Here is a 21,234-nt window from a genome sequence, read left to right as displayed (position 1 = left end):
GGCCGGAGGGCAGCGGTACGACCACGAGCCGCTCTGCCCGGCCGTCCTTCGGCCTCCCCACCGAGCTGCCCAGCCGGCTGCCGTCGCGGCTGCCGAACGGACTGCCGTCCGGCTTCCCGAGCACACTCCCGAGCGACTTGGAGACGCTCCTGCCCTTTCTCCCGGACGGACTGCCCTGAAAGCCCCTCCTAGCAGTTCTCGGGCAGCCGGACGTAGACCACGGTCGTCTTGATGCCGCTGTCGACCAGACGCCCCTGGGCGTCGAACGCGCCCGCACCGTCGGTCATCCCGAAGTCATTGTCGTTGATGAGAGCGAGCGTGTCGTGGTCCACGCGCGCGATGCCCTCGATCTTCCCCGGCACGCCGCTGACCTTGCCCAGGTCGACCACGAGCCGCTTGGCCAGCACGGGGACACCTGCGGCGGCCGGGTCGTCCAGCTGCTCCAGCGACGGAGACGTCGTGTCGTCGTCCCAGGGGCCACCGAGGATGTCGGCCTTGCGCCCCAGCCTGACCAGTTGCAGCCGGGCCGCCTTGTCGGTGCGCTCCTCCACCAACAGTGAGTCACCGCCCACGGCCACCACTGAGGAGATCTTCAGCTCCGAGGTGTCCTCCTCACCGGGGTCGACGACGTTCACCGGGTCGAACCGGTAGGCGTACTCGGCGGTGACGGCCTTCTTCTTCGGTGAGAAGCGCAGGAGACGGGCCGTGCGCGAGGCGTCCCCGGCATTCGCGTCGGGCAGCGAGAGCGGGCTCTGCAGGGCCATCACCAGATCGCCGCCGGGAAGCTGCGCCAGCCCCTCGAAGCCGCGGTTGGTCTTGCGGTGCAGGAGGACCGACGGCAGGGACTCCACCACCGGGTAGTCGGTCCCGGTGAGGTTCAGCCCCTTGGGCACGTACCGGGTGAGCACCTTCCCGCGCGCGGAGACGTGGATGAGCGAGGGCCCGTACTCGTCCACGAGCCAGAAGGTCCCGTCTTCGGCGCGCACGATGCCCTCGGTGTCCAGGCCGTTCGGGTTGTAAGACAGCGGCGTTGAGGCGTCGTAGGTGTACGGGGCCTCGTCGCGGCCCTTCTGGTCGGGCAGCCCGGTGACGGCCTTCCCCGAGGACGTGGTGAGCGGGATCGCGTCGATCACGTCGACCGCGTCCCCGGAGACCCGGATCTTCACGATCGCGGGATCGAAGCCCGGCACCGGGAACGTCCGGCGCTTCTTGCCATCCACCTTGATCTGGCCGTTGGGGCCGCGATCGGTCACCGTCCAGTACTCACCCTTGCGGCCCGCCGGGTAGATGTCACTGCCGATGCCGCCCAGATGCACGCCGCGGTCGTCGTCCACGCTGCCGGGCAGCAGCGCGTTGCTGAACGCGCCGAGCGGGATCTCCCCGAGCGTCGCCGTGCGGACGACACGGGCATCTCCGGACGGCGCCGCCGCGGCCGTTCCCGCGGCCACCAGGGCGGCGGCCAGGGCCAGGGGCAGGCCCGAGGCGACGGAACGGTGAGTACGGCGCCGGCCGCTGGCGTACGGGGACATCGAGCCTCCTGGGAACAACTCCGTTGGTTGCGGCCACCTTTGGGTCATGGGAGGAACCCCGCACGTCCGACGGGTGAACAAGCGGCGTCCGCCTCTGGTCGAGTCGCTCCCGTTGCGAAGCAGTGACAGCCTGTCAGGTACCTGAGGCCGGCTCGTCGTCCGGTTGCGGCCGTGCGGCTGACAGTGCCGTTGCCGGATCCGGGTCGGCACCGCCGGCCGGGACCCAGCAGCCGTCCTCCTCGCGGTACGGCCACCAGCGGCCGTCCCGGCCGAGCCGCAGCTGGACCTGCTCCTCCGGGACGGTCCACCGGTTGCCGACCGGCCGGAACGACGGCCGCTCCGGCCCCTCCCAGGCCGCTTCCAGGGCCGCACGCGCGCGTGCGAGGGCCGCACCCTCCACCCGCCACTGCTCGTCGAGCACGGCCAGGGCTGCCGCACCTCCGACGCGCCAGGCACGGACGGCCGTGGCCAAACCGTCGCGGCCCCGCTCCGACCCCTCGGCGAGCCGGTCGGCCACAGCGCCAGGCGTCGTCCCGTCGGCCAGCCGTACGGCGTCCTGAGTGGTCGTCAACTCCATGAGGGCGCCGTCCCCTTGTCCACCGGCGCTGAGAGCGTGTACCAACAGCCGGTGGGCTTCCACAGCTGTCCGCCCGGCCAGGTACTCGAGTGCCGCAGGGTCGATCCCTGGTGCCGGCGCCACCTCGGTGTCGAAGGACGGCGGTCCGCCGGGGGTCTTCGGCAGGCCGGGCAGGGCAGGCAGCGGAGGCAGGATGTCCGCGGCCGCCCAGGCCTCCGCCGCGTCCACGCCCTCGGCGGGCTCGTCCGGGGACGAGGCGCTCCGCAGGTGCAGCTCCTCAAGGAGCACCCTCTTTGCCCGACCGCGCATCAGTAGCAGCACGAAGGGATCCTCGTCCAGCAGACGCGTCACCTGGTGACACAGGGCGGCGGTGTGCCCGCAGTGGTCCCATGTGCCGCAGTCGCACTCGGGCTCCAGATCGCCCGGACCCGGCAACAGGTCGATCCCGCTGACCGCCGCGTCCTCGATCAGGTGGGAGGGCAGTTCCCCGTCGAGGAGCGCGGCCAGGTGTCCCGCCTGCTCCACGGCCAGGTCCAGAAACCGGACCCACTGCTCTGCGGAGAGCTCGGGCACCAGGACGTCGGCCCGGTGCGCCACCCCTTTCGGATCGCGGACGACAGCGGTGACCCGGCCCGGTCGCACGGTCACCGCGCCCACTGCGCCCGCGCGCGCGAGGCGTCGTCCCGCCTTCACCGCCGCGGCGTCCAGCGCCGCGTCCTCCAGCGCCCCCAGCCAGGTGCGGCCCCACCAGGTCTGTGCGAAGCCGCGCCCCCGCGCGGGCGGCAGCGCGGCGAACGTGCGTTCCAGGTCAAGCTCGTGGTCGTAGCGGCTCATCGCGCCTCCCCGCGCAGTTCCACCAGTGCGGCCAGTTCCGCGTCCGTCACCTCGGTCAGTGCGGCCTCGCCGGCGCCGAGCACGGCGTCCGCCAGTTCCTGCTTGCGCCCGAGCATCTCCGCGATGCGATCCTCGACGGTCCCCTCGGCGATCAGCCGGTGCACCTGCACCGGGCGGGTCTGCCCGATCCGGTACGCGCGGTCGGTGGCCTGCGCCTCGACCGCCGGGTTCCACCAGCGGTCGTAGTGCACGACATGCTCCGCTCGCGTGAGGTTCAGGCCCGTTCCCGCGGCCTTCAGCGACAGCAGGAACACCGGCACCTCGCCCTCCTGGAAGCGGCGCACCAGCGTCTCGCGCTCGGCGACCGGGGTGCCGCCGTGCAACAGCTGCGAGGGCACCCCGCGGGCCGTCAAGTGCCGTTCGAGCAGGCGGGCCATCCGCACGTACTGCGTGAAGACCAGAACACCCGATCCCTCCGCGAGGATGGTGTCGAGCAGTTCGTCCAGCAGCTCCAGCTTCCCCGAGCGCCCCGGGAGCCGCGGATCGTCCTCCTTGAGGAACTGCGCCGGATGATTGCAGATCTGCTTCAGCCCGGTCAGCAGCTTCACGATCAGGCCCCGACGGGCCATGTCGTCGGCGGCCGCGATCCGGTCGAGGGTCTCGCGCACCAACGCCTCGTACAGGCCCGTCTGTTCGTGGGTCAGTGCCACCGGATGGTCGGTCTCGGTCTTCGGGGGCAGTTCCGGCGCGATGCCGGGGTCCGACTTCCGGCGCCGCAGCAGGAACGGCTGCACGAGCCGTGCGAGGTGTTCCGCGGCTGCGGGATCCCGGCCGCCCTCGACCGGCTGCGCATAACGCGCGCGGAAGGGGCCGAGACGGCCGAGCAGCCCCGGTGTCGTCCAGTCGAGGATCGCCCACAGTTCCGTGAGGTTGTTCTCCACCGGTGTACCGGTGAGCGCCACGCGTGCGCGCGCGCCGATGGATCGCAGCGCACGCGCGGTCGCCGCATACGGGTTCTTCACGTGCTGCGCCTCGTCGGCGACGACCATGCCCCAGGCCACCTCGGCAAGCCGCCCGGCGTCCAGGCGCATCGTGCCGTAGGTCGTGAGCACGAACTCCCCGTCCGCCAGGGAATCGAGAGCGCGCCCGGGCCCGTGGAACCTGCGCACCGGCGCACCGGGAGCGAACCGCTCGATCTCGCGCTGCCAGTTGCCGAGCAGCGACGCAGGACAGACCACCAGAGTGGGACCGGCCGCCGAGGCGTCCGTCTGCCGGTGCAGATGCAGCGCGATCAGTGTGACCGTCTTGCCGAGACCCATGTCGTCGGCCAGGCAGCAGCCCAGCCCGAGGGCCGTCGTCCGGGCCAGCCAACCGAGGCCCCGCAGCTGGTAATCGCGCAGGGTGGCGGCGAGCGTCGCGGGCTGACCGACGGGCCGCGCCGCCTCCGGATCCGCGAGCCGCTCCCGCAGCCGCGCCAGCCACCCCGTGGGCAGTACCTCGACCCGGTGGCCGTCCACCTCGGCCGAGCCCGTCAGAGCGGCGGCCAGCGCCTCGACCGGGGCCATGGAGCGGTCCTGCCGGGCGCGGGCGCGGTCGGCCTCGCGCGGGTCGACCAGAACCCATCGGTCGCGCAGCCGTACGAGGGGACGCTTGGCCTCCGCGAGCCGGTCCAGTTCCTCGCGCGACAGCTCCTGTCCGCCCAGCGCGAACTGCCAGCGGAAGGTGAGCAGGGCGTCCGCCGAGAGAAACGTCGGCAGCGCCGAGGCCTTCTCGCCCACGGCCCTCCCGTCGTCCGGCGGTCCGACGGCCGCATGCGTGGTCAGCTCGCGCGACAGCTCCTTCGGCCAGTGCACGTCGACGCCTGCCGCGCCCAGCGCCCGGGCGCCCTCTCCCAGGAGTTCGGCGATCTCGTCGTCGGCGAGATCCACGCCGTCGGGAGCGGCGGCGGAGAGCAGAGGTGTCAGCGGCGGCCATGCCCGGGCCGCCCGGCGCAGCGCCAGCAGTGCGTCCGCCCGCGCGCGCGGGCCGAACGCCTCGTGCCCGGTTCCCGGGGCGGCCCACAGCTCGGCGGCGTCCGCGACGTCTGCAAACCCGCTCACGCCATGCACCTGGAGCACTGCGCGGAACGGCACCGGAGCGTCGTCCTCGCGCTCGGCGTCGTGGAGGCCGGGCGCTTCCACGCGCAGCGACAGGCGCACACCCGCGTCGTGTCCCGCGGCGATGTCGTCGGCCCACGCCCGCAGGACGGGCAACTGCTGCGGCTCGGGTGCCGCGTAGGCGGTGCCGCCCGTCACGGACGGTGCGGCGGGAGTGCGGGGGAGCGTGTCGGCGACGGCGTCCAGTAAGGCGCGCAGCAGCCGCTCCGGGTCGGGCAGCCTGGGTTGCCCGTCGGCGGAGAGCGGCACGGCGTGTGCCTCCGGAGGCATGGCCGCGGCCAGTTCGCGCACGAGCTCCGCGTCGCGCACGGACAGCGGCCCCACCCGCCATGCGTCGTGATCACCCGGGGAGAGACCGGGCAGGAGCAGACCCCGCGCCAGGAGGTGCAAGGCCAGCAGGCCGGCCGTGCCCCAGAAGGCTGTGGCCCGGTGGCTCCCGGGCTCCGCACGCGCGCGCGTGAGCACCGGGAGGGCGGCACGCACCGGCAGCAGCAGGACAGCCAGCCGTACCCGCTGGACGGCCCGGTCCGGGGCGGGCATCACCAGATCCAGCTCCGAGACGGAGCCCCCGGCGACGACGGGGAGCGGCTCGCCGTCCGGCCGCCAGAAGGCCATCAGGCCGGCGCGGGCGGGGTCGGACGGCAGGAACACCGCGCAGCAGCGGGACAGTTCGGGTAGCTCGGAGGGGGGTGCCGTGGAAATCCTCTGCACAGGTATGCCCGCACTCCTCAAATTTGACTACTCACTTGGGGTCGCTGAGGCTACAGCACGCCAGGCGTGTATCCGGAAGGCTTAGGCTGTGACCTGGGCCACTAGGGGGTACGTCTCAGGGATGTCTCAGGGTCGGGGTCCGGAACCGCTGGGAGCGCGGCGCCGTTTCCAGAGCAGAGAGCGGCAGTGGCCGCGAAGGAGGCGACGCTCATGTCCAAGACCGCGAAGATCGCCGCAGGGGGTGTGGCGGTCGGTCTCATCCTGCTGATCTGGCTGCCCTGGTGGGTCTCGTTCCTCATTGTGGTGGGGGTTCCGGTCGCCGCGTACCTGGCGCTGGACCCCTCGCAGCGGCGCAGGCTCCGCCGGGTCACACGCAAGGAACTCGGCCGCTGAGCGACGGGCCGGCGGGCCGGGGCCGTTCGCCGAGGGGCCCGCAGGCTCGCTCGGAGCCCTTGGGTGCCGCGCCTCCACGGAGGATGCGGCCCCCGCGGGTTCAGCTGGGTCGTACGGCCATTTTGTCGAGCGCCTCCAGAAGCCCTGGCAACTCCGGGCCCCGGCCCACCGGCAGCACCTCGCCGGGCTCCTCGTCGAGCAGGACGAACGCGATGTCGTCGGTGCGGGCCACCATCGACCAGCCCGGGCCGTCGGCGCGCAGCGTACGGGCGTCGCCCGGGGCGAACGACGAGCGCACCCGGCCCAGCGGCGGCGGTGAGTCGACGTAGGCGCGCGCCTCCGCCAGCACCCGCCGGACGCCCTGGTGGCCGCCCTTCGGTGCGCTCTCCTCGCCGTCCGCCGCCGCGCCGTCCGCATGGGCCTGCGCGGTCGTCGGCTGCTCATCGGTCGAGGGGAAGTAGTCGTCGTCGATCTGCTCCCGCCACACCGCCCACTGCAGCGCTATCTCGTCGGCGCCCAGGCGCCGCTGGGCAGCTCCCCAGGAGCCGGTGTCCGGCGGCGTCAGTGCGGGCCCGTCCGCGATCTCGGGATCGGGGTCGTGCGGCGCGGGCACACCGGGTGCGGCGACGGCGACCGCCAGCGGCCAGCCCGGGAGGGCCGCCACGACGCTGCGCTCGTCCGGCGACAGCTCGTACTCCATCCCGCAGTCCCAGGAGGCGATCGCCACGGCGACCAGCGAGACGTCGTCGATGACGACCGTCCAGCGGGCGCCGTCACCGTCCTGCCCGAGCACCAGGCCGTACCCGTCGGCGCGCGGTGCCAGGCCCAGCGCTGTGCAGGCCTCCGGATAGTCGTCGCCCAGCACGCTCGGAAACTGCGCAGGCGTCAGCAGCACCGCCGTGAGCACATACAGCGCCTCGTCCGCGGCGGCGACGGCCTCATCGTCCGTCCCGGCCATCCGTGCCTCCCAGTGGTTCGTCCATCGGCGCGCACCCTAGTGCGAGCGGAAGGCGCTTGTCACGACTCCGCACACCACGCGGAGCTGCAGGTTTCCACCTGGACGGGGGCGAAATGACCACCGGTCGGCGCGGTGTTTCTCTCAGGGTGTCGGGAGCCCGAGCAGATCGCGGGCCACCGCCCGGGGCGACTTGTCGCGCTCCCGGGCGAGTGTGACGACGGCCCGGCACGCCAGCTCGCGCACCCCGAACGCCAGCGCCTCCGGCGACACCCGGGCCGCCGCCTCCTCGATCCGGTCCTGATCGTCCTCCGCGCAGGCCGCCACATAGGCGGCCGCAGCTTCGAACAAGTTGTGTGCGCGCCTGTCCCGGGCGCTTGGTTCCTCCGCGCGCGGGGAGGTGCGGAATCTGGCGGCGTACTTGCGCATCACGTCGAACATGTGCCCCACCTTCCCCCTGAACGGGGTCGTCACCCATCGCCCACCTGCTGCTGTTCAACGTAGAGTTGGAGCTTCGGCGGCAGAAGGGGGACGACACGGTGAAGCGCTTCGGGCGGCTCGAGCAGATCCGTCGGATGGACCCGGTGGCGGACGCCCTGGAGATCTACCGGCTCAGCGTGGCGTTCGAATTTCCGTGGGACTACACACGGGCCCTGGAGCTGGCGCTGTACCGCACCTACGCCGTACCCAGCATCGGGCGGCTGCTCGCGCAGACGGCGGAGCTGACCGAGCGCACACAGAAGCGCTACGACGACACCGCGCTGCTCCTCGACGCCGTTGTGGAGCACGGCTTCAGCACCGCGGAGGGCAGGACCGCGATCCGCCGCATCAACCAGATGCACCGCAGCTACGACATCAGCGACGACGACATGCTCTATGTGCTGTCCACCTTCGTCGTCATGCCGAGGCGGTGGATCGACACCTACGGCTGGCGCCGCCTGTCCCGGCACGAGATCGTCGCCACCACCGAGTACTACCGCACCCTGGGCCGGCACCTGGGCATCCCCGCCATACCCGAGACCTACGAGGAGTTCGAAGCCCTCCTCGACGCCTACGAAGAGGCCCACTTCGCGTGGGACGAGCAGGCCCGGCGGGTATCCGACGCCACGCTCGACCTGATGGCCTCCTGGTACCCGCGACCGTTGGCACCCCTGCTGCGCGCGGCGACGCGCGCGCTGCTCGACGAGCCCCTGCTGCGCGCCTTCCGCTACGAGCCGCCGGGCCCGGCCGCCTCCGCGCTCGTGCGCCGCGCCGTGCGCACACGCGGCCGGCTGGTCCGGCTGCTGCCGCCGCGCCGCACGCCGCATTTCGCACGGCAGAACTGGGAGATCAAGGGCTACCCGAACGGCTACCGGCTGGCCGGCCTGGGTACGCGCCCGGTCCCAGGGGCGGGCGGCTGTCCGGTGCGGCACCTGGACACCTCAGCGGCCGACACCCTCGAGTGACCTGAGCGTGTCGCGCAGCCAGGCGAGTTCGGCCCGGCTCGTGGCACGCGCGATGGTGAGGACGCCCCGCCGGAACGGGTCGTCCAGTTCCTCGGCGCGCAGCGGCCGGTCGCCGTCGTAGAAGAAGCTCGCCGGTTCCTCCAGGAAGGCCAGCCGGCGCCGCAGCACGGCCGCCTGGGCCGCGGGGTCGTCGAGGTGCCGCAGGAACGCGAGCAGTGTGAACCACTGGTTCTCGTCGGTGATCTCGCGCTGCCCGGGATCGGCGAGGCGGCGCCGCAGCTCCTGCCTGCCCTCCTCGGTGAGTGTCAGGACGTGACGCGGCGCGGCCACGGCTCCCGGCTCGGTGGTCCGCGCCAGGAGGCCGGCCTTCTCCAGCCGCTTGATCGCCGGGTACAGCGTGCTCTCGGCGACGGGCCGTACGTGGCCGGTGAGGGCGGCGATGTGCCTGCGCAGGACGTAACCGTGCAGCGGTGCGTCGTACAGGAAACCAAGGATGGCGAGTTCCAGCATGACCGCATTCTCTCGTGGATCCGTTGTACAGCGGTGGCTCTATATTTCGGTACCGCTATACATCGGCATCGAGGTATTGTGCTGACACGTACCGCAGACGTCGGGGAGGGACACGGTGAAGCAGACCGCATTCGACAGCAAGGGGAGCATGATCCGGTGGACGGAGGCGCCCGGCGCCGAGCCCGCGCGTGTGTACCTGCACGGACTCGGATCGATCTCCGCCGTGTACCACGCGCACATCGCGACCCGCCCCGAACTCGTCGGCCGGCGCAGCCTGTTCGTGGACCTGCCCGGGCACGGCACCAGCGACCGGCCCGAGCACTTCGGCTACACGCTGGACGAACATGCCGACGCTGTCGCGGTCGCACTGGACCAGGCCGCCGTCACCGGAGCCGAGATGGTCGCGCACAGCATGGGTGGTGCCGTCGCCATCGTGCTCGCCCACCGGCGGCCCGATCTCGTCTCCCGGCTGGTCCTCACGGAGGCCAACCTCGACGCCTTCCCGCCGGCGACGGCCGGCAGCAGCGGGATCGCCGCCTACCGGGAGGACGAGTTCGTCGAAGAGCACTACGCGCGCGTACTGGAGGCCGTCGGTCCGCTGTGGGCGGCCACCATGCGGCTCGCAGATCCGCGCGCCCTGCACCGCAGTGCCGTCGGCCTCCGCCACGGCTCGGACCCCGTGATGCGCACGATGCTGGAAGGCCTCGCGATCGACCGCGTCTACCTTCAGGGCGAGCACAGTGGCGAACTCAAGGGCAGGCAGGACCTGGAAGCCGCCGGAGTCCGTGTGGTGACGGTGCCGGGCGCCGGGCACAACGTCATGTTCGACAATCCCGACGCCTTCGCGGCAGCCATCGCGGGGCAGGGCTGACCCGCCCCGGCCGTCAGCCCTCGCGTACGGCCAGCGCGAGGAACCGGGCGTGCTCGTCGACGTACGACGTCATGCGCCAGGCCGAGCGGGCGAGGAGCGGGCCCAGATTGGCCTCGGCCCGGAGGTCGTCGGGGGTGATCTGCCGCCCCTGACGTGCCGCCAGGGCCGCCCGGCCGATGGGATGGAACAGCGCCAGCGTGCCACCCGGCCGTACCACGCGGGCCAGTTCCCGCAGGTTCTGGGCGGGTTGCGGCAGATGGGCGATCAGGCCCGCCGCGAACACGGCGTCCAAGGATCCGGACCGCAGCGGCAGCGCGGCGACGTCCGCGAGCAGCAGCCGTCCGTCACGGTCCCTGCCCGCCCGTATGGCGGCCTGGATCATGGCCGGGGTCAGGTCCACCCCGGTCACCACCCCGGAGGGCCCCACGGCGGCACGCAAGGGCGGCAGGGCGCGGCCCGTGCCGCAGCCCGCGTCGAGCACGCGGTCGCCCTGACGGAGCCCCAGGTCGGCCACGGCGGCCGCGTAGGCGGGGCCGTCGTCGGGGAACCTGCTGTCCCAGTCGGCTGCGCGGGCGGTGAAGAACTCCTGGACGTGTGTGTGGTCGTCGCTCATGCTCCGCATGATCCCTCACCGATGTGGGGGACGTTCCTGCGCGCATGTTCGAGCGGGACGCGATCGTTCCATCGCCTCTCTGTGTCATATTCCAACACCTTTCGAAATGCGCGCCCTTCGTGCGCCCCTGCTCCGGCTAGCGTCCCGAGGCCATGGGACACCTGGACCACGCCGCCTTCGGCTGGCTGACCCCCGCGCTGTCGTACGTCATGGCCTGCATAGGCGCCGCACTGGGACTGCGCTGCACCGTGCGCGCGCTCGGCACCACCGGCCGGTCGCGCCGCAACTGGCTCGTCACCGCCGCCTCCGCGATCGGGACGGGCATCTGGACCATGCACTTCGTGGCGATGCTCGGCTTCCGCGTCAGCGGCACCGACATCCGCTACGACGTGCCGCTGACCATTCTCAGCCTCGTCGTCGCCATGGTCGTCGTCTGCGTCGGCGTCTTCGCCGTCGGCTACAGCCGGGACCGCAACCGGGCGCTCCTGCTCGGCGGGCTCACCACCGGGCTGGGCGTCGCCAGCATGCACTACCTGGGCATGGCGGCGGTACGGCTGCACGGTCAAGTGCACTACGACCCCGTCCTCGTGGGACTCTCGGTCCTGATCGCCGTCGTGGCGGCGACCGCGGCCCTGTGGGCAGGGCTCAACATCAAGTCCCCCCTTGCCGTCACCCTCGCCTCCCTCGTCATGGGGGCGGCCGTCAGCAGCATGCACTACACCGGGATGTTCGCGGTGAGCGTGCGCGTCACGCCCTCCGGCGAGGTGCTGCCCGGGGCCACGGCGATGCAGTTCATCTTCCCCCTCGCCGTCGGCCTCGGGTCCTACCTGTTCCTCACTTCGGCCTTCGTCGCCCTCTCACCCACGGCCGACGAGCGCGAGGCGTCCGCCTCGGCCCAGCGGCCCGTCCAGAGCGCTGCCCGCTAGCGGGAGCCCTGCCCCGGAGCCCCGACCCACGTCCCGAGCGAGGAGGCCATGCGCCCACCCCGAAGCACCCCGAACGCCGGCACCCCGGAGCAGTCCCCGCCCCCGCCGCGCGGCCGCCGCGCGCACGCCGGACCACCGGCCGACGAGGACGCGAGACACCCCCTCGACACAGCACCGGACAACGCGCCCCCGCGCGCGGGCCGTTGGCACCTGCGGCCTCGCACGGTGCGGGCCAAGGTGGTCTGCCTGCTGATGGTGCCGGTCGTCTCCCTGCTCGCCCTGTGGGCGTACGCCACCGTCAGCACCGCCCAGGACGTCGCCCACCTGCGCCAGTCCCAGCGGGTCGACGCCGAACTGCGCGCCCCGGTGGCCGCGGCCGTCACCGCCCTGCAGACCGAGCGGGCCGCCGCCGTGCGCTACACCGCCGACCCGGGTGCGGGAGGCGGCGACGCCCTGCGCGGACTCGCCGCCCGAACCGACCGCGCGGTGGCCAGGCTGCGGCTCGGCGAAGACAACACCGTGGCCGACAGCCAGGAACTGCCCGCCGGAGTCGCGGGACGTCTCCAGGCGTTCGTCACCGGCGCCGAGAACCTGCGCGCGCTGCGGACCGCCGTACTCGATGGCAAGGCCGGCTGGAGCGAGGTGTACACCCAGTACACGAAGACGATCGGTACGGCCTTCACGGTGGACGGCGCCCTCACCGGTATCCAGCAGGCCGACGTCGGTTCCGACGCGCGCGTACTGCTCGAATTCTCCCGCGCGGCAGAGGCGCTGGCCCAGGAGGACGCCGCCCTCGGCAGCGCGCGCCCGGCCGGCGGTCTGCACAGCGAGCGGCTGCGGCTGTTCGGGGCAGCCGTCGCCACCCGCCGCACCCTCACCGAGGCTGCCGTCGCCGACCTGCCCGGCACCCAGCGCACCGCCTGGCGCGACCTCGCCGGCAGCAGCGCGTACACCTCGCTCACCGCCACCGAGGACAAGATCCTCGCCGCCGGCCCCGGGGCCAAGGCGGTCGACACCGCACCGACGACCGCCTGGAGCGCCTCGCACGCGCGCGTGCAGGACGGGATGCGGGGCATCGCGACGGACACCGGGCGGGCCGTCGCGGGCCGCGCCGACCCGTTCACGCGCGGCCTGCTCAGCCCGGCGGGCGCCGCCGTGCTCTTCGGCCTCGCCGCCGTCGCCGCCTCGCTCGTCATCTCCGTCCGCATCGGACGGGCTCTCGTCGTCGAGCTGGTGAACCTGCGCAACGACGCCCTGGAGATCGCCCGCCGCAAACTCCCCGCGGCGATGCGAAAGCTGCGCACGGGCGAGGAGATCGACATCCAGGCCGAGGCACCGGCCGGACCACCCGCCGAGGACGAGACCGGCCAGGTGTCGGAGGCCCTGACCACCGTCCACCGCGCCGCCCTGCACGCCGCGGTGGAGCGCGCCGAACTCGCCAGCGGCATCTCCGGCGTCTTCGTCAACCTGGCCCGGCGCAGCCAGGTGCTGGTCCACCGCCAGCTCAGTCTCCTGGACAGCATGGAGCGGCGCTCCGACGACCCCGACGAGCTGAGCGACCTCTTCCGCCTCGACCACCTCACCACCCGGATGCGACGTCACGCCGAGAGCCTGATCATCCTCTCCGGAGCGGCACCCGGCAGGGCCTGGCGCATGCCGGTGTCCCTCACGAACGTCGTACGCGCCGCCGTGTCCGAAGTCGAGGACTACGCGCGCGTGGAGGTGCGCCAGCTCCCGGAGGCGTCCGTCATCGGCGCGGCCGTGGCCGACCTCACCCACCTGCTGGCCGAACTGGTCGAGAACGCCGCCCAGTTCTCGCCGCCCCACACACGCGTGCGCGTCACCGGCGAACCCGTCGGCAACGGCTACGCCCTCGAAGTCGAGGACCGGGGCCTCGGCATGGGCGCCGAGACGCTCGCGGAGGCCAACCGGCGGATCGAGCAGTCCGAGGCCCTCGATCTGTTCGACAGCGACCGCCTCGGACTGTTCGTGGTCAGCAGGCTCGCCTCCCGGCACGGCATCAAGGTGCACCTGCGCACCTCCCCCTACGGAGGCACCACCGGGGTCGTCCTGCTGCCCACCGCCCTGCTGCACACCGGCTCTGCGAGACGCCCCGCCCACGAGGAGGCGCAGGAACACCCGGAGCAGCAACGCGCGTACGCGCCCGTGCCCGACACGCCCCGGCCCCCGTCCGCGGTCACCGCGCCGTCCGTTCGGCCCGCCCTCGCGGCCACGACCCCGGCCTCATCGACGCCCGCGCACGAACCCCCGCCCCCCGGAGTCACCGCTTTGAGGCTGCACCGCCCACCGAACGACTCCGAGCCCTCCGACGACCTCCCGCGCCGTGTGCGCCAAGCGAGCCTCGCCCCCCAACTCCGCCACCAGCGCCCCGAAGAACCGGGGCCGCAACCCGCCCCGCGCGCCGACGACCGGCGCACCCCCGAACTCGTACGGGACCGCATGACGGCCTACCGCGACGGCTGGGCCCGCGGTGGCGGCAGGAAGCCCGGCCGCGGCGCCGCCGCCCCGGAACCCGAAACGGGCAGTGACAGCACCGAAGGAGACCCGGCATGATCCAGGACCCGAGCATGAGGACCGCCCAGCGATCCGGCGAACTCGACTGGCTGCTGGACGACCTGGTGATGCGGGTGAGCGAGGTGCGGCACGCCGTCGTGCTGTCCAACGACGGCCTGGCCGTTGGCGCCTCCACCGGCCTCGCCCGGGAGGACGCGGAGCACCTAGCCGCCGTGGCCTCCGGCTTCAACAGCCTTGCCAAGGGCGCGGGACGGCACTTCGGAGCGGGCGGCGTACGCCAGACCATGGTTGAGATGGACGAGGCCTTCCTCTTCGTGGCCGCCGCCGGCGAAGGCTCCTGCCTCGCCGTGCTCACCGCCGTCACCGCCGACATCGGCCTGGTCGCCTACGAGATGGCACGCCTGGTCAAGCGCGTGGGCGAGCACCTCCACACGGCGCCGCGCGTCACGGCCCGGCCGCCCGCCGCCGGATGAGCCGAAAGGGCGGCACCCATGACCGAGAACCCGACCGACGGCCCGCGCGAACAGGGCATCCAGTGGTACGACGGCGAGGCCGGGCCCCTGGTCCGCCCCTACGCCATGACCGGCGGACGCACCCAGCCCGGCCCCACCGGAGTGCGCTTCGACCTGATCGCCCTCGTCACCCTCGCCCCCGCCGCACCGGCCGTGGACGACGACACCGCGCTCGGCCCCGAACACCGGGCCCTGATCGACCTGTGCCGTACGGAGACGCAGTCCGTCGCCGAACTCGCGGCCGACGCGGACCTGCCGGTGGGCGTGGTGAGGGTGCTCCTCGGCGACCTCTTCGAACTGGGCTGCGTCACCATCAGCCGCCCGGTGCCCCCGGCCCAGCTACCGGACGAACGGATTCTGCGCGAGGTCATCGAGGGGCTGCGGGCGCTGTAGATGAACCTTCACAACCCATCGGACGCCTCACGGCATCCCATTTGGCGCGCCTTCCGGAACCAACCGGGCGCGAGGCGGTCACATCAGGCGCATTCCGGTCCGATCCCCTACAGGGGTGGCGAAGTTGTCATGATGCTGACTTCCCGTCCCGAGCACCTCCACCACGAACCGCAGCCGGCCCTCCCGAGAGAAGTGATCATGGTCTCCGAGCACTCCGACGCCGCCGGCGACATGTCGGCCCTGGCACTGAAAATACTGGTCGCCGGCGGCTTCGGTGTCGGCAAGACGACCCTGGTCGGCGCCGTCAGCGAGATCCGGCCGCTGCGCACCGAGGAACTGCTCAGCGAAGCCGGGCAACTGGTGGACGACACCGACGGTGTGGACCAGAAGGTCACCACGACCGTCGCCATGGACTTCGGGCGCATCACCATCCGCTCCGGCCTGTCCCTGTACCTGTTCGGCACACCGGGGCAGGACCGCTTCTGGTTCCTGTGGGACGAACTCTCCCAGGGAGCCCTCGGTGCCGTGGTGCTCGCCGACACGCGCCGGCTGGAGGACTGCTTCCCGGCGGTCGACTACTTCGAGCACCGGCGCATCCCGTTCGTGGTGGCCGTCAACTGCTTCGCCGGGGCACGCGCCTACGGCGCCCACGACGTCTCCCGGGCCCTCGACCTGGACCGGGGAACGCCCGTGGTGCTGTGCGACGCACGCGACCGGGACTCGGGCAAGGAGGTACTGATCCGCCTGGTCGAATACGCCGGGCGGATGCACACCGCCCGGCTCCTCGACTCGGTCAGCTGAGCCTCAGTCGGCCAGGTCCTTCAGCGCCACCACCTTGTCCACGGCGACCCGGACCAGCAGCTCGCCCGGGACACCGTTGCGGGCGCCGTACTCCTCGGCGCGCTCCTCACCCATGTACCGGGCGGCGAGGCGGGTGGCCCAAAGACGCACCTCGTCCAGCTCCTCCGACAGCCGGGCACGCCCGTTCAGCACCACGAAGTGGAACGGCGGCCGGTCGTCGTCCACGCACAGGGCGATCCGTCCGTCACGGGCGAGATTGCGCCCTTTCACGGTCCCCTTGCCCGTGTTGAAGACCACTTCGTTACCGTCCAGCAGGAACCAGATCGGGGCCACATGTGGGCTCCCATCGGCATTGACGGTGGACAACTTGCCGGTTCGGGTGCCGTACGAGACGAACGCCCGCCATTCCTCATCGGTCATCTTCTGTGCCATACGCCCATCCTGCTTGCCCGGACGCCGGTCGTGGGGAAGGCTGGCGGGCAGATCCTCCAGCCAGGGGGAGACGTCACACGGGGAGACGGAACATGGCGCAGAACCAGGGACTCGGCTGGCTCCTGGACGATCTGACCGAACGGGTGGACCACGTACGGCACGCGCTGGTCCTGTCCAACGACGGGCTGGTCACCGGAGCGAGCACGGGCCTTCGCCGCGAGGACGCCGAGCATCTGGCCGCCGTCGCGTCCGGGCTGCACAGCCTGGCGAAGGGTTCGGGGCGCCACTTCGGCGCGGGAAGCGTGCGCCAGACCATGATCGAGTACGACGACGCAGTCCTGTTCGTGACCGCCGCCGGCACCGGCAGCTGCCTGTGCTTGCTCAGTGGCGCGGAGGCCGACATCGGCCAGATCGCCTATGAGATGACCCTGCTCGTCAACCGGGTCGGCGAACACCTCGGCGTGGACGCCCGGCAACCCGAGCGGGCTCCCCTGACAGACCTCTGACCTGCGTATTCGCCTAGTTCCGCGGAGTTATCCACAGGCTCGCCACGACGCGTGTCGAACCGGATACGGTGTGTGCACGGCTCACGCACACGGCGTGAGCCACCGACTCCACGGGGGAGTACGACCATGTCGGGAAGCACCTTCGTCCCCTCCCGCCCCGTCACCTGCGCAGCGAGCCGCGCAGCTCGTGAACTGGGGCTCAGGCGAGGCGAGTTCGCCCTCGCCGTCCATCTCGGCTGTATCCGCACCGTGCCCGACGAGGGCGGAGGCGGAGGCCGCCGGGTCGAGCGGGCGGAGCTCGACCGGCTGCGCGCCCAGGACGGCTTTCCCGAAACACTCCGGGCACGCGTGCGGGTCGTGGGTACGGCCGAGGGCGCCGCGCTCATGGACATCCCGGCGGGCAGGTTCACGCGGCTCGCCCGTCTGGGACTGCTGGTGCCGGTGCGCTTCTACCTGAACCGCTACCGAGCCGTCGTCTGGCTCTATCTGGCCGAGGAACTAAGGCAGTTCGCGGTCGGCGCCGAGAACGCGCACCTGCTCAAGGGGCGTACGCCCGAGAACCTGAGGGGGCAACTGGCGGCCGGGGTGGACCTGCGGGCCCGCAACTGGCGCGGACGGCACCTGGGATTCCTGCTGCGCGAGGCCGAGGACCCGTGGGCGCGGGCCGGGACCGTGGCCGCCTTCCTCGCGCCTGTCGAGGTCGCGGACATCGTCAAGGATCCCTACGAGCGTGCGCACCTGAACCGCTTCCGGCCCGCTGCGCCCGACCACGCCGCCCCGGGATCGCCCACCGCGCACCTCGCCGAGCAGCTCATGACGGCTCACGACTCCGACGAAGCCGACTGGCTGCGCAGCGAACTGGCGCACGCGGTACAGGAGGCACGCGGCCACTCGCCGGCCCCGCGCCCGGCGGCACGGCACACAGCGCCCGCCCGGCGCCCGGCCGCGCACCACGCCCACCCCGTGACGCCAACGGTCGCACGGCACGCCGTGGCCGCGGCGCAGCCGGCCTCGCCGCCTCCACCTCGGGGTCACGAGACCGAGCCGGGTGCGACGCGGCCGACCCGCGGACTGCGCGCCTGGCTGCACCGCAGAAAGCCCCGGCCCGCAGGGGTCTGAACCCCGCTACAGGGCCCTGAACAGACCCTCCTGGACGACCGAGACGAGCAGCCGCCCCTGCAGGTCGTAGATGCGCCCGCGGGCCAGCCCGCGCCCGCCGGTGGCGATCGGGGACTCCTGGTCGTACAGGAACCACTCGTCCGCGCGGAACGGCCGGTGGAACCACATGGCGTGGTCCAGCGAGGCCAGGTCGAAGTTCCGCGGACCCCACAGGGGTTCGACCGGAATGCGGACCGCGTCCAGGAGGGTCATGTCACTGGCGTAGGTCAGCGCGCAGGTGTGCACCAGCGGGTCGTCCCCGAGCGGCCCGACCGCGCGCATCCACACGGCGCTGCGCGGCTCGGCGCCCTGGATCTCCTCGGCGTTCCAGCGCAGCCGGTCGACATACCGGATGTCGAAGGGCTGGCGGCGCGCCATCCGCTCCAACTGTTCCGGCAGCGCGCCCAGGTGCTTGCGGATCTCCTCGGTCACCGTCGGCAGGGACTCCGGGTCCGGCACCTCGCGGGCCGGTGGCAGCTGGTGCTCGAACGGTCCTTCCTCAGGCTTGTGAAAGGAGGCGGTCAGATTGAAGATCGTGCGGCCCTGCTGCACGGCCGTGACCCGGCGCGTCGTGAACGACCGCCCGTCGCGGACTCGCTCGACCTGGTACACGATGGGCACACCCGGCCGGCCCGGGCGCAGGAAGTACGCGTGCAGCGAGTGCACAGGGCGTTCGCCGTCCGTGGTGCGCCCGGCGGCGACCAGGGCCTGGCCCGCCACCTGGCCGCCGAAGACCCGCTGCAGGGATTCCTGCGGGCTCCGGCCACGGAAGATGTTGACCTCGATCTGCTCCAGGTCGAGGAGGTCGACCAGTCTCTCCGCCGGGTTCGTCATGGGTGGGAGTCTCCTGTGCTCACAGCTGGCCGACGTCGGTGACGCGTACGACCGCACGGCCCTCGGCGTCGGAGGCCTTCAGATCCACCTCTGCGCTGATGCCCCAGTCGTGGTCGTCGCCCGGGTCGTCGAAGATCTGGCGGACGCGCCAGAGGCCGTTCTCCGGCTCCTCCTTGATCACCAGCAGCTTGGGGCCGCGGGCGTCGGGGCCGGTGCCGAGATCGTCGTACTCGTCCCAGTACTTGTCCATCGCCTCGCCCCATGCCTCGGCGTCCCAGCCGGACTCGGCGTCCATCTCGCCCAGTTCCTCGACCTGGTCGAGGGCCGCCAGCTCGACGCGGCGGAACAGGGCGTTGCGGACGAGGACCCGGAAGGCGCGGGCGTTGGTGGTGACGGGCTTGACCTCGTCGGCCTTCTCCTGGGCCTCCTCGGCGGTCATCTCCTCCGGGTTGGCCAGCTGCTCCCACTCGTCCAGCAGGCTGGAGTCGACCTGGCGGACCATCTCGCCGAGCCACTCGATCAGATCCTGGAGGTCCTCGGACTTCAGGTCGTCCGGGATGGTGTGGTCGAGGGTCTTGTAGGCGCTGGCGAGGTAGCGCAGCACGATGCCCTCGGTGCGGGCCAGCTCGTAGAAGGACACCAGCTCGGTGAAGGACATCGCCCGTTCGTACATGTCCCGGATGACGGACTTGGGCGAGAGCGGGTGGTCACCGACCCACGGGTGGCTCTTGCGGTAGGTGTCGTACGCGTGGAAGAGCAGCTCTTCCAGCGGCTTCGGGTACGAGATGTCCTGGAGGCGCTCCATGCGCTCCTCGTACTCGACCCCGTCGGCCTTCATCGCGGCCACGGCCTCGCCGCGCACCTTGTTCTGCTGGGCGGCGAGGATCTGCCGCGGGTCGTCCAGCGTGGACTCGACCACGGACACCATGTCGAGGGCGTAGGACGGCGACTCGGGGTCGAGCAGTTCGAACGAGGCGAGCGCGAACGTGGACAGCGGCTGGTTGAGCGCGAAGTCCTGCTGGAGGTCGACCGTGAGCCGGACGATGCGGCCCTCGGCGTCCGGCTTGTCGAGCTTCTCCACGATCCCGCCGTCCAGCAGGGAGCGGTAGATCGCGATCGCTCGCCGGATGTGCCTCAGCTGCTGCCTGCGCGGCTCGTGGTTGTCCTCCAGGAGGTGGCGCATCGCCTCGAAGGCGTTGCCGGGACGGGCGATCACCGACAGCAGCATCGTGTGCGTCACCCGGAACCGCGAGGTGAGCGGCTCGGGTTCGGACGCGATCAGCTTCTCGAAGGTGTTGTCCGTCCAGCCGACGAAGCCCTCCGGTGCCTTCTTGCGCACCACCTTGCGGCGCTTCTTCGGATCGTCGCCCGCCTTCGCGAGGGCCTTCTCGTTCTCGATGACGTGCTCGGGCGCCTGCGCGACGACCAGGCCCGCCGTGTCGAAGCCCGCCCGGCCGGCCCGGCCCGCGATCTGGTGGAACTCACGGGCCCGCAGCGTGCGCACCCGGCTGCCGTCGTACTTGGTCAGGGCCGTGAACAGCACCGTCCGGATGGGCACGTTGACGCCCACGCCGAGCGTGTCCGTGCCGCAGATGACCTTCAGCAGGCCGGCCTGGGCGAGCTTCTCCACGAGGCGCCGGTACTTGGGCAGCATGCCGGCGTGGTGCACGCCGATGCCGTGACGGACGTAGCGGGAGAGGTTCCGGCCGAACTTGGTGGTGAAGCGGAAGTTGCCGATCAGCTCGGCGATCTGGTCCTTCTCCTCGCGCGAGCACATGTTGATGCTCATGAGGGCCTGCGCCCGCTCCACGGCCTGTGCCTGCGTGAAGTGGACGATGTACACCGGGGCCTGCCTGTTCGCCAGCAGTTCGGTGAGCGTCTCGGTGAGCGGGGTGAGCTGGTACTCGTAGGAGAGGGGCACCGGTCGGGTCGCCGAGCGGACCACCGAGGTGGGACGGCCGGTGCGGCGGGCGAGGTCCTTCTCGAAGAAGGACACGTCTCCCAAAGTGGCCGACATCAGGATGAACTGGGCCTGTGGGAGCTCCAGCAGCGGGATCTGCCAGGCCCAGCCGCGGTCGCCCTCCGCGTAGAAGTGGAACTCGTCCATCACGACCTGGCCGACATCCGCGTCCTTGCCGTCGCGCAGCGCGATCGAGGCCAGCACCTCGGCGGTGCAGCAGATCACGGGCGCGTCGGCATTCACGGAGGCGTCGCCGGTGAGCATGCCGACGTTCTCGGTGCCGAAGATCTTGCACAGTTCGAAGAACTTCTCCGACACCAGCGCCTTGATCGGTGCCGTGTAGAACGTGACCTCGTCCCGGGCCAGCGCGGCGAAGTGCGCACCTGCGGCGATCATGCTCTTGCCGGAGCCGGTGGGCGTCGAGACGATCACGTTCGCCCCGGAGACCACCTCGATCAGCGCCTCCTCCTGGTGGGGGTAGAGGGTGAGACCGCGCTCCTGCGCCCACGACTCGAAGGCTTCGTACAGGGCGTCGGGGTCGGCGGTCGGCGGCAGCTGATCGATGAGGGTCACGCACCCATCT

At 71.9% G+C, this 21,234-nt stretch carries 20 protein-coding genes; 10 read left to right on the top strand and 10 right to left on the bottom strand.

Going from position 1 to position 21,234, the window contains the following annotated elements:
• Nucleotides 1–188: 188 nt before the first annotated feature.
• From AQI88_RS28170 to AQI88_RS28160, 3 genes are all read right to left on the bottom strand, one after another.
• Nucleotides 189–1,529: an esterase-like activity of phytase family protein gene (locus AQI88_RS28170; RefSeq protein ID WP_067004457.1), complete on the bottom strand. Its 1,341-nt coding sequence runs from the start codon at nucleotides 1,527–1,529 to the stop codon at nucleotides 189–191.
• 133 nt (nucleotides 1,530–1,662) lie between these two features.
• Entirely contained in the window at nucleotides 1,663–2,940 is a 1,278-nt protein-coding gene (locus AQI88_RS28165; RefSeq protein WP_067004455.1) for an SWIM zinc finger family protein, read from the bottom strand.
• Nucleotides 2,937–5,807 (bottom strand): DEAD/DEAH box helicase, encoded by a 2,871-nt coding sequence (locus AQI88_RS28160; protein ID WP_067004453.1) that lies wholly within the window; start codon nucleotides 5,805–5,807, stop codon nucleotides 2,937–2,939. Before AQI88_RS28160 ends, AQI88_RS28165 begins: the two co-directional genes overlap by 4 nt.
• A gap of 210 nt (nucleotides 5,808–6,017) precedes the next feature.
• Between AQI88_RS28160 and AQI88_RS28155 the strand changes: the two genes are divergently transcribed.
• Nucleotides 6,018–6,200, top strand: coding sequence for a hypothetical protein (locus AQI88_RS28155; RefSeq protein ID WP_067004451.1), 183 nt, complete (start codon nucleotides 6,018–6,020; stop codon nucleotides 6,198–6,200).
• Nucleotides 6,201–6,300: 100 nt separating this feature from the next.
• Here the strand turns inward: AQI88_RS28155 and AQI88_RS28150 are convergent, their stop codons facing one another.
• The gene (locus tag AQI88_RS28150; protein WP_067004449.1) at nucleotides 6,301–7,158 is read right to left on the bottom strand and encodes a hypothetical protein; all 858 of its coding nucleotides are present in this window, start codon (nucleotides 7,156–7,158) and stop codon (nucleotides 6,301–6,303) included.
• Nucleotides 7,159–7,299: 141 nt separating this feature from the next.
• Entirely contained in the window at nucleotides 7,300–7,596 is a 297-nt protein-coding gene (locus AQI88_RS28145) for a hypothetical protein (protein ID WP_067004447.1), read from the bottom strand.
• Between the two features lie 98 nt (nucleotides 7,597–7,694).
• On the opposite strand from AQI88_RS28145, the gene AQI88_RS28140 reads away from it, so the two are divergent.
• Complete coding sequence (locus AQI88_RS28140) at nucleotides 7,695–8,600, top strand: oxygenase MpaB family protein (protein ID WP_067004486.1); 906 nt, start codon at nucleotides 7,695–7,697, stop codon at nucleotides 8,598–8,600.
• Here the strand turns inward: AQI88_RS28140 and AQI88_RS28135 are convergent.
• On the bottom strand, nucleotides 8,577–9,110 hold the full coding sequence (locus AQI88_RS28135) for a PadR family transcriptional regulator (RefSeq protein ID WP_067004445.1): 534 nt from the start codon (nucleotides 9,108–9,110) through the stop codon (nucleotides 8,577–8,579). The two genes, AQI88_RS28140 and AQI88_RS28135, sit on opposite strands and share 24 nt — an antisense overlap.
• A 115-nt stretch (nucleotides 9,111–9,225) precedes the next feature.
• Between AQI88_RS28135 and AQI88_RS28130 the strand changes: the two genes are divergently transcribed.
• Nucleotides 9,226–9,981, top strand: coding sequence for an alpha/beta fold hydrolase (locus AQI88_RS28130; RefSeq protein WP_208615920.1), 756 nt, complete (start codon nucleotides 9,226–9,228; stop codon nucleotides 9,979–9,981).
• A 13-nt stretch (nucleotides 9,982–9,994) separates the two neighbouring features.
• Here AQI88_RS28130 and AQI88_RS28125 read toward each other — a convergent pair whose 3' ends face one another.
• The gene (locus tag AQI88_RS28125) at nucleotides 9,995–10,594 is read right to left on the bottom strand and encodes a class I SAM-dependent methyltransferase (protein WP_067004443.1); all 600 of its coding nucleotides are present in this window, start codon (nucleotides 10,592–10,594) and stop codon (nucleotides 9,995–9,997) included.
• 152 nt (nucleotides 10,595–10,746) lie between these two features.
• Here AQI88_RS28125 and AQI88_RS28120 point away from each other — a divergent pair, with 152 nt between their 5' ends.
• The 5 genes from AQI88_RS28120 to AQI88_RS28100 all read left to right on the top strand — a co-directional run bounded on the left by AQI88_RS28120 (nucleotide 10,747) and on the right by AQI88_RS28100 (nucleotide 15,761).
• Nucleotides 10,747–11,520 (top strand): MHYT domain-containing protein, encoded by a 774-nt coding sequence (locus tag AQI88_RS28120; protein ID WP_067004441.1) that lies wholly within the window; start codon nucleotides 10,747–10,749, stop codon nucleotides 11,518–11,520.
• Between the two features lie 48 nt (nucleotides 11,521–11,568).
• On the top strand, nucleotides 11,569–14,094 hold the full coding sequence (locus AQI88_RS28115; protein WP_208615919.1) for a sensor histidine kinase: 2,526 nt from the start codon (nucleotides 11,569–11,571) through the stop codon (nucleotides 14,092–14,094).
• Nucleotides 14,091–14,528 carry a roadblock/LC7 domain-containing protein gene (locus AQI88_RS28110; RefSeq protein ID WP_067004440.1) on the top strand — a complete coding sequence of 146 codons (438 nt, stop codon included), beginning with the start codon at nucleotides 14,091–14,093 and terminating at the stop codon, nucleotides 14,526–14,528. The genes AQI88_RS28115 and AQI88_RS28110 overlap by 4 nt, the downstream gene beginning before the upstream one ends.
• Before the next feature lie 18 nt (nucleotides 14,529–14,546).
• Nucleotides 14,547–14,960 carry a DUF742 domain-containing protein gene (locus tag AQI88_RS28105; RefSeq protein ID WP_067004438.1) on the top strand — a complete coding sequence of 138 codons (414 nt, stop codon included), beginning with the start codon at nucleotides 14,547–14,549 and terminating at the stop codon, nucleotides 14,958–14,960.
• Nucleotides 14,961–15,158: 198 nt separating this feature from the next.
• On the top strand, nucleotides 15,159–15,761 hold the full coding sequence (locus tag AQI88_RS28100; RefSeq protein WP_067004480.1) for a GTP-binding protein: 603 nt from the start codon (nucleotides 15,159–15,161) through the stop codon (nucleotides 15,759–15,761).
• A 3-nt stretch (nucleotides 15,762–15,764) separates the two neighbouring features.
• On the opposite strand, the gene AQI88_RS28095 is transcribed toward AQI88_RS28100, so the two are convergent.
• Nucleotides 15,765–16,193: a PPOX class F420-dependent oxidoreductase gene (locus AQI88_RS28095; protein ID WP_067004436.1), complete on the bottom strand. Its 429-nt coding sequence runs from the start codon at nucleotides 16,191–16,193 to the stop codon at nucleotides 15,765–15,767.
• 92 nt (nucleotides 16,194–16,285) lie between these two features.
• Between AQI88_RS28095 and AQI88_RS28090 the strand changes: the two genes are divergently transcribed.
• Together AQI88_RS28090 and AQI88_RS28085 are read left to right on the top strand one after the other, a co-directional pair.
• On the top strand, nucleotides 16,286–16,699 hold the full coding sequence (locus tag AQI88_RS28090; RefSeq protein ID WP_067004434.1) for a roadblock/LC7 domain-containing protein: 414 nt from the start codon (nucleotides 16,286–16,288) through the stop codon (nucleotides 16,697–16,699).
• 126 nt (nucleotides 16,700–16,825) lie between these two features.
• Nucleotides 16,826–17,818 (top strand): DUF6397 family protein, encoded by a 993-nt coding sequence (locus AQI88_RS28085; protein ID WP_067004432.1) that lies wholly within the window; start codon nucleotides 16,826–16,828, stop codon nucleotides 17,816–17,818.
• 6 nt (nucleotides 17,819–17,824) lie between these two features.
• Here the strand turns inward: AQI88_RS28085 and AQI88_RS28080 are convergent, their stop codons facing one another.
• Both AQI88_RS28080 and AQI88_RS28075 read right to left on the bottom strand, forming a co-directional pair.
• The gene (locus tag AQI88_RS28080; RefSeq protein WP_067004430.1) at nucleotides 17,825–18,691 is read right to left on the bottom strand and encodes an acyl-CoA thioesterase; all 867 of its coding nucleotides are present in this window, start codon (nucleotides 18,689–18,691) and stop codon (nucleotides 17,825–17,827) included.
• A gap of 19 nt (nucleotides 18,692–18,710) precedes the next feature.
• Complete coding sequence (locus AQI88_RS28075; RefSeq protein WP_067004429.1) at nucleotides 18,711–21,224, bottom strand: DEAD/DEAH box helicase; 2,514 nt, start codon at nucleotides 21,222–21,224, stop codon at nucleotides 18,711–18,713.
• Nucleotides 21,225–21,234: the final 10 nt, after the last annotated feature.

It is taken from the genome of Streptomyces cellostaticus (assembly GCF_001513965.1).
GTDB lineage: Bacteria > Actinomycetota > Actinomycetes > Streptomycetales > Streptomycetaceae > Streptomyces > Streptomyces cellostaticus.
The sequence above is the reverse complement of the archived record's forward strand: the minus strand, read 5'-3'. Positions and strand labels throughout refer to the sequence as shown.

Excerpts from the sequence above, each read along its gene's own strand:
- AQI88_RS28170 (WP_067004457.1), bottom strand. The coding sequence starts at position 1,529 with ATGTCCCCGTACGCCAGCGGCCGGCGCCGTACTCACCGTTCCGTCGCC.
- AQI88_RS28165 (WP_067004455.1), bottom strand. The coding sequence starts at position 2,940 with ATGAGCCGCTACGACCACGAGCTTGACCTGGAACGCACGTTCGCCGCG.
- AQI88_RS28155 (WP_067004451.1), top strand. The coding sequence starts at position 6,018 with ATGTCCAAGACCGCGAAGATCGCCGCAGGGGGTGTGGCGGTCGGTCTC.
- AQI88_RS28150 (WP_067004449.1), bottom strand. The coding sequence starts at position 7,158 with ATGGCCGGGACGGACGATGAGGCCGTCGCCGCCGCGGACGAGGCGCTG.
- AQI88_RS28145 (WP_067004447.1), bottom strand. The coding sequence starts at position 7,596 with ATGTTCGACGTGATGCGCAAGTACGCCGCCAGATTCCGCACCTCCCCG.
- AQI88_RS28135 (WP_067004445.1), bottom strand. The coding sequence starts at position 9,110 with ATGCTGGAACTCGCCATCCTTGGTTTCCTGTACGACGCACCGCTGCAC.
- AQI88_RS28125 (WP_067004443.1), bottom strand. The coding sequence starts at position 10,594 with ATGAGCGACGACCACACACACGTCCAGGAGTTCTTCACCGCCCGCGCA.
- AQI88_RS28120 (WP_067004441.1), top strand. The coding sequence starts at position 10,747 with ATGGGACACCTGGACCACGCCGCCTTCGGCTGGCTGACCCCCGCGCTG.
- AQI88_RS28115 (WP_208615919.1), top strand. The coding sequence starts at position 11,569 with ATGCGCCCACCCCGAAGCACCCCGAACGCCGGCACCCCGGAGCAGTCC.
- AQI88_RS28110 (WP_067004440.1), top strand. The coding sequence starts at position 14,091 with ATGATCCAGGACCCGAGCATGAGGACCGCCCAGCGATCCGGCGAACTC.
- AQI88_RS28105 (WP_067004438.1), top strand. The coding sequence starts at position 14,547 with ATGACCGAGAACCCGACCGACGGCCCGCGCGAACAGGGCATCCAGTGG.
- AQI88_RS28100 (WP_067004480.1), top strand. The coding sequence starts at position 15,159 with ATGGTCTCCGAGCACTCCGACGCCGCCGGCGACATGTCGGCCCTGGCA.
- AQI88_RS28095 (WP_067004436.1), bottom strand. The coding sequence starts at position 16,193 with ATGGCACAGAAGATGACCGATGAGGAATGGCGGGCGTTCGTCTCGTAC.
- AQI88_RS28090 (WP_067004434.1), top strand. The coding sequence starts at position 16,286 with ATGGCGCAGAACCAGGGACTCGGCTGGCTCCTGGACGATCTGACCGAA.
- AQI88_RS28085 (WP_067004432.1), top strand. The coding sequence starts at position 16,826 with ATGTCGGGAAGCACCTTCGTCCCCTCCCGCCCCGTCACCTGCGCAGCG.
- AQI88_RS28080 (WP_067004430.1), bottom strand. The coding sequence starts at position 18,691 with ATGACGAACCCGGCGGAGAGACTGGTCGACCTCCTCGACCTGGAGCAG.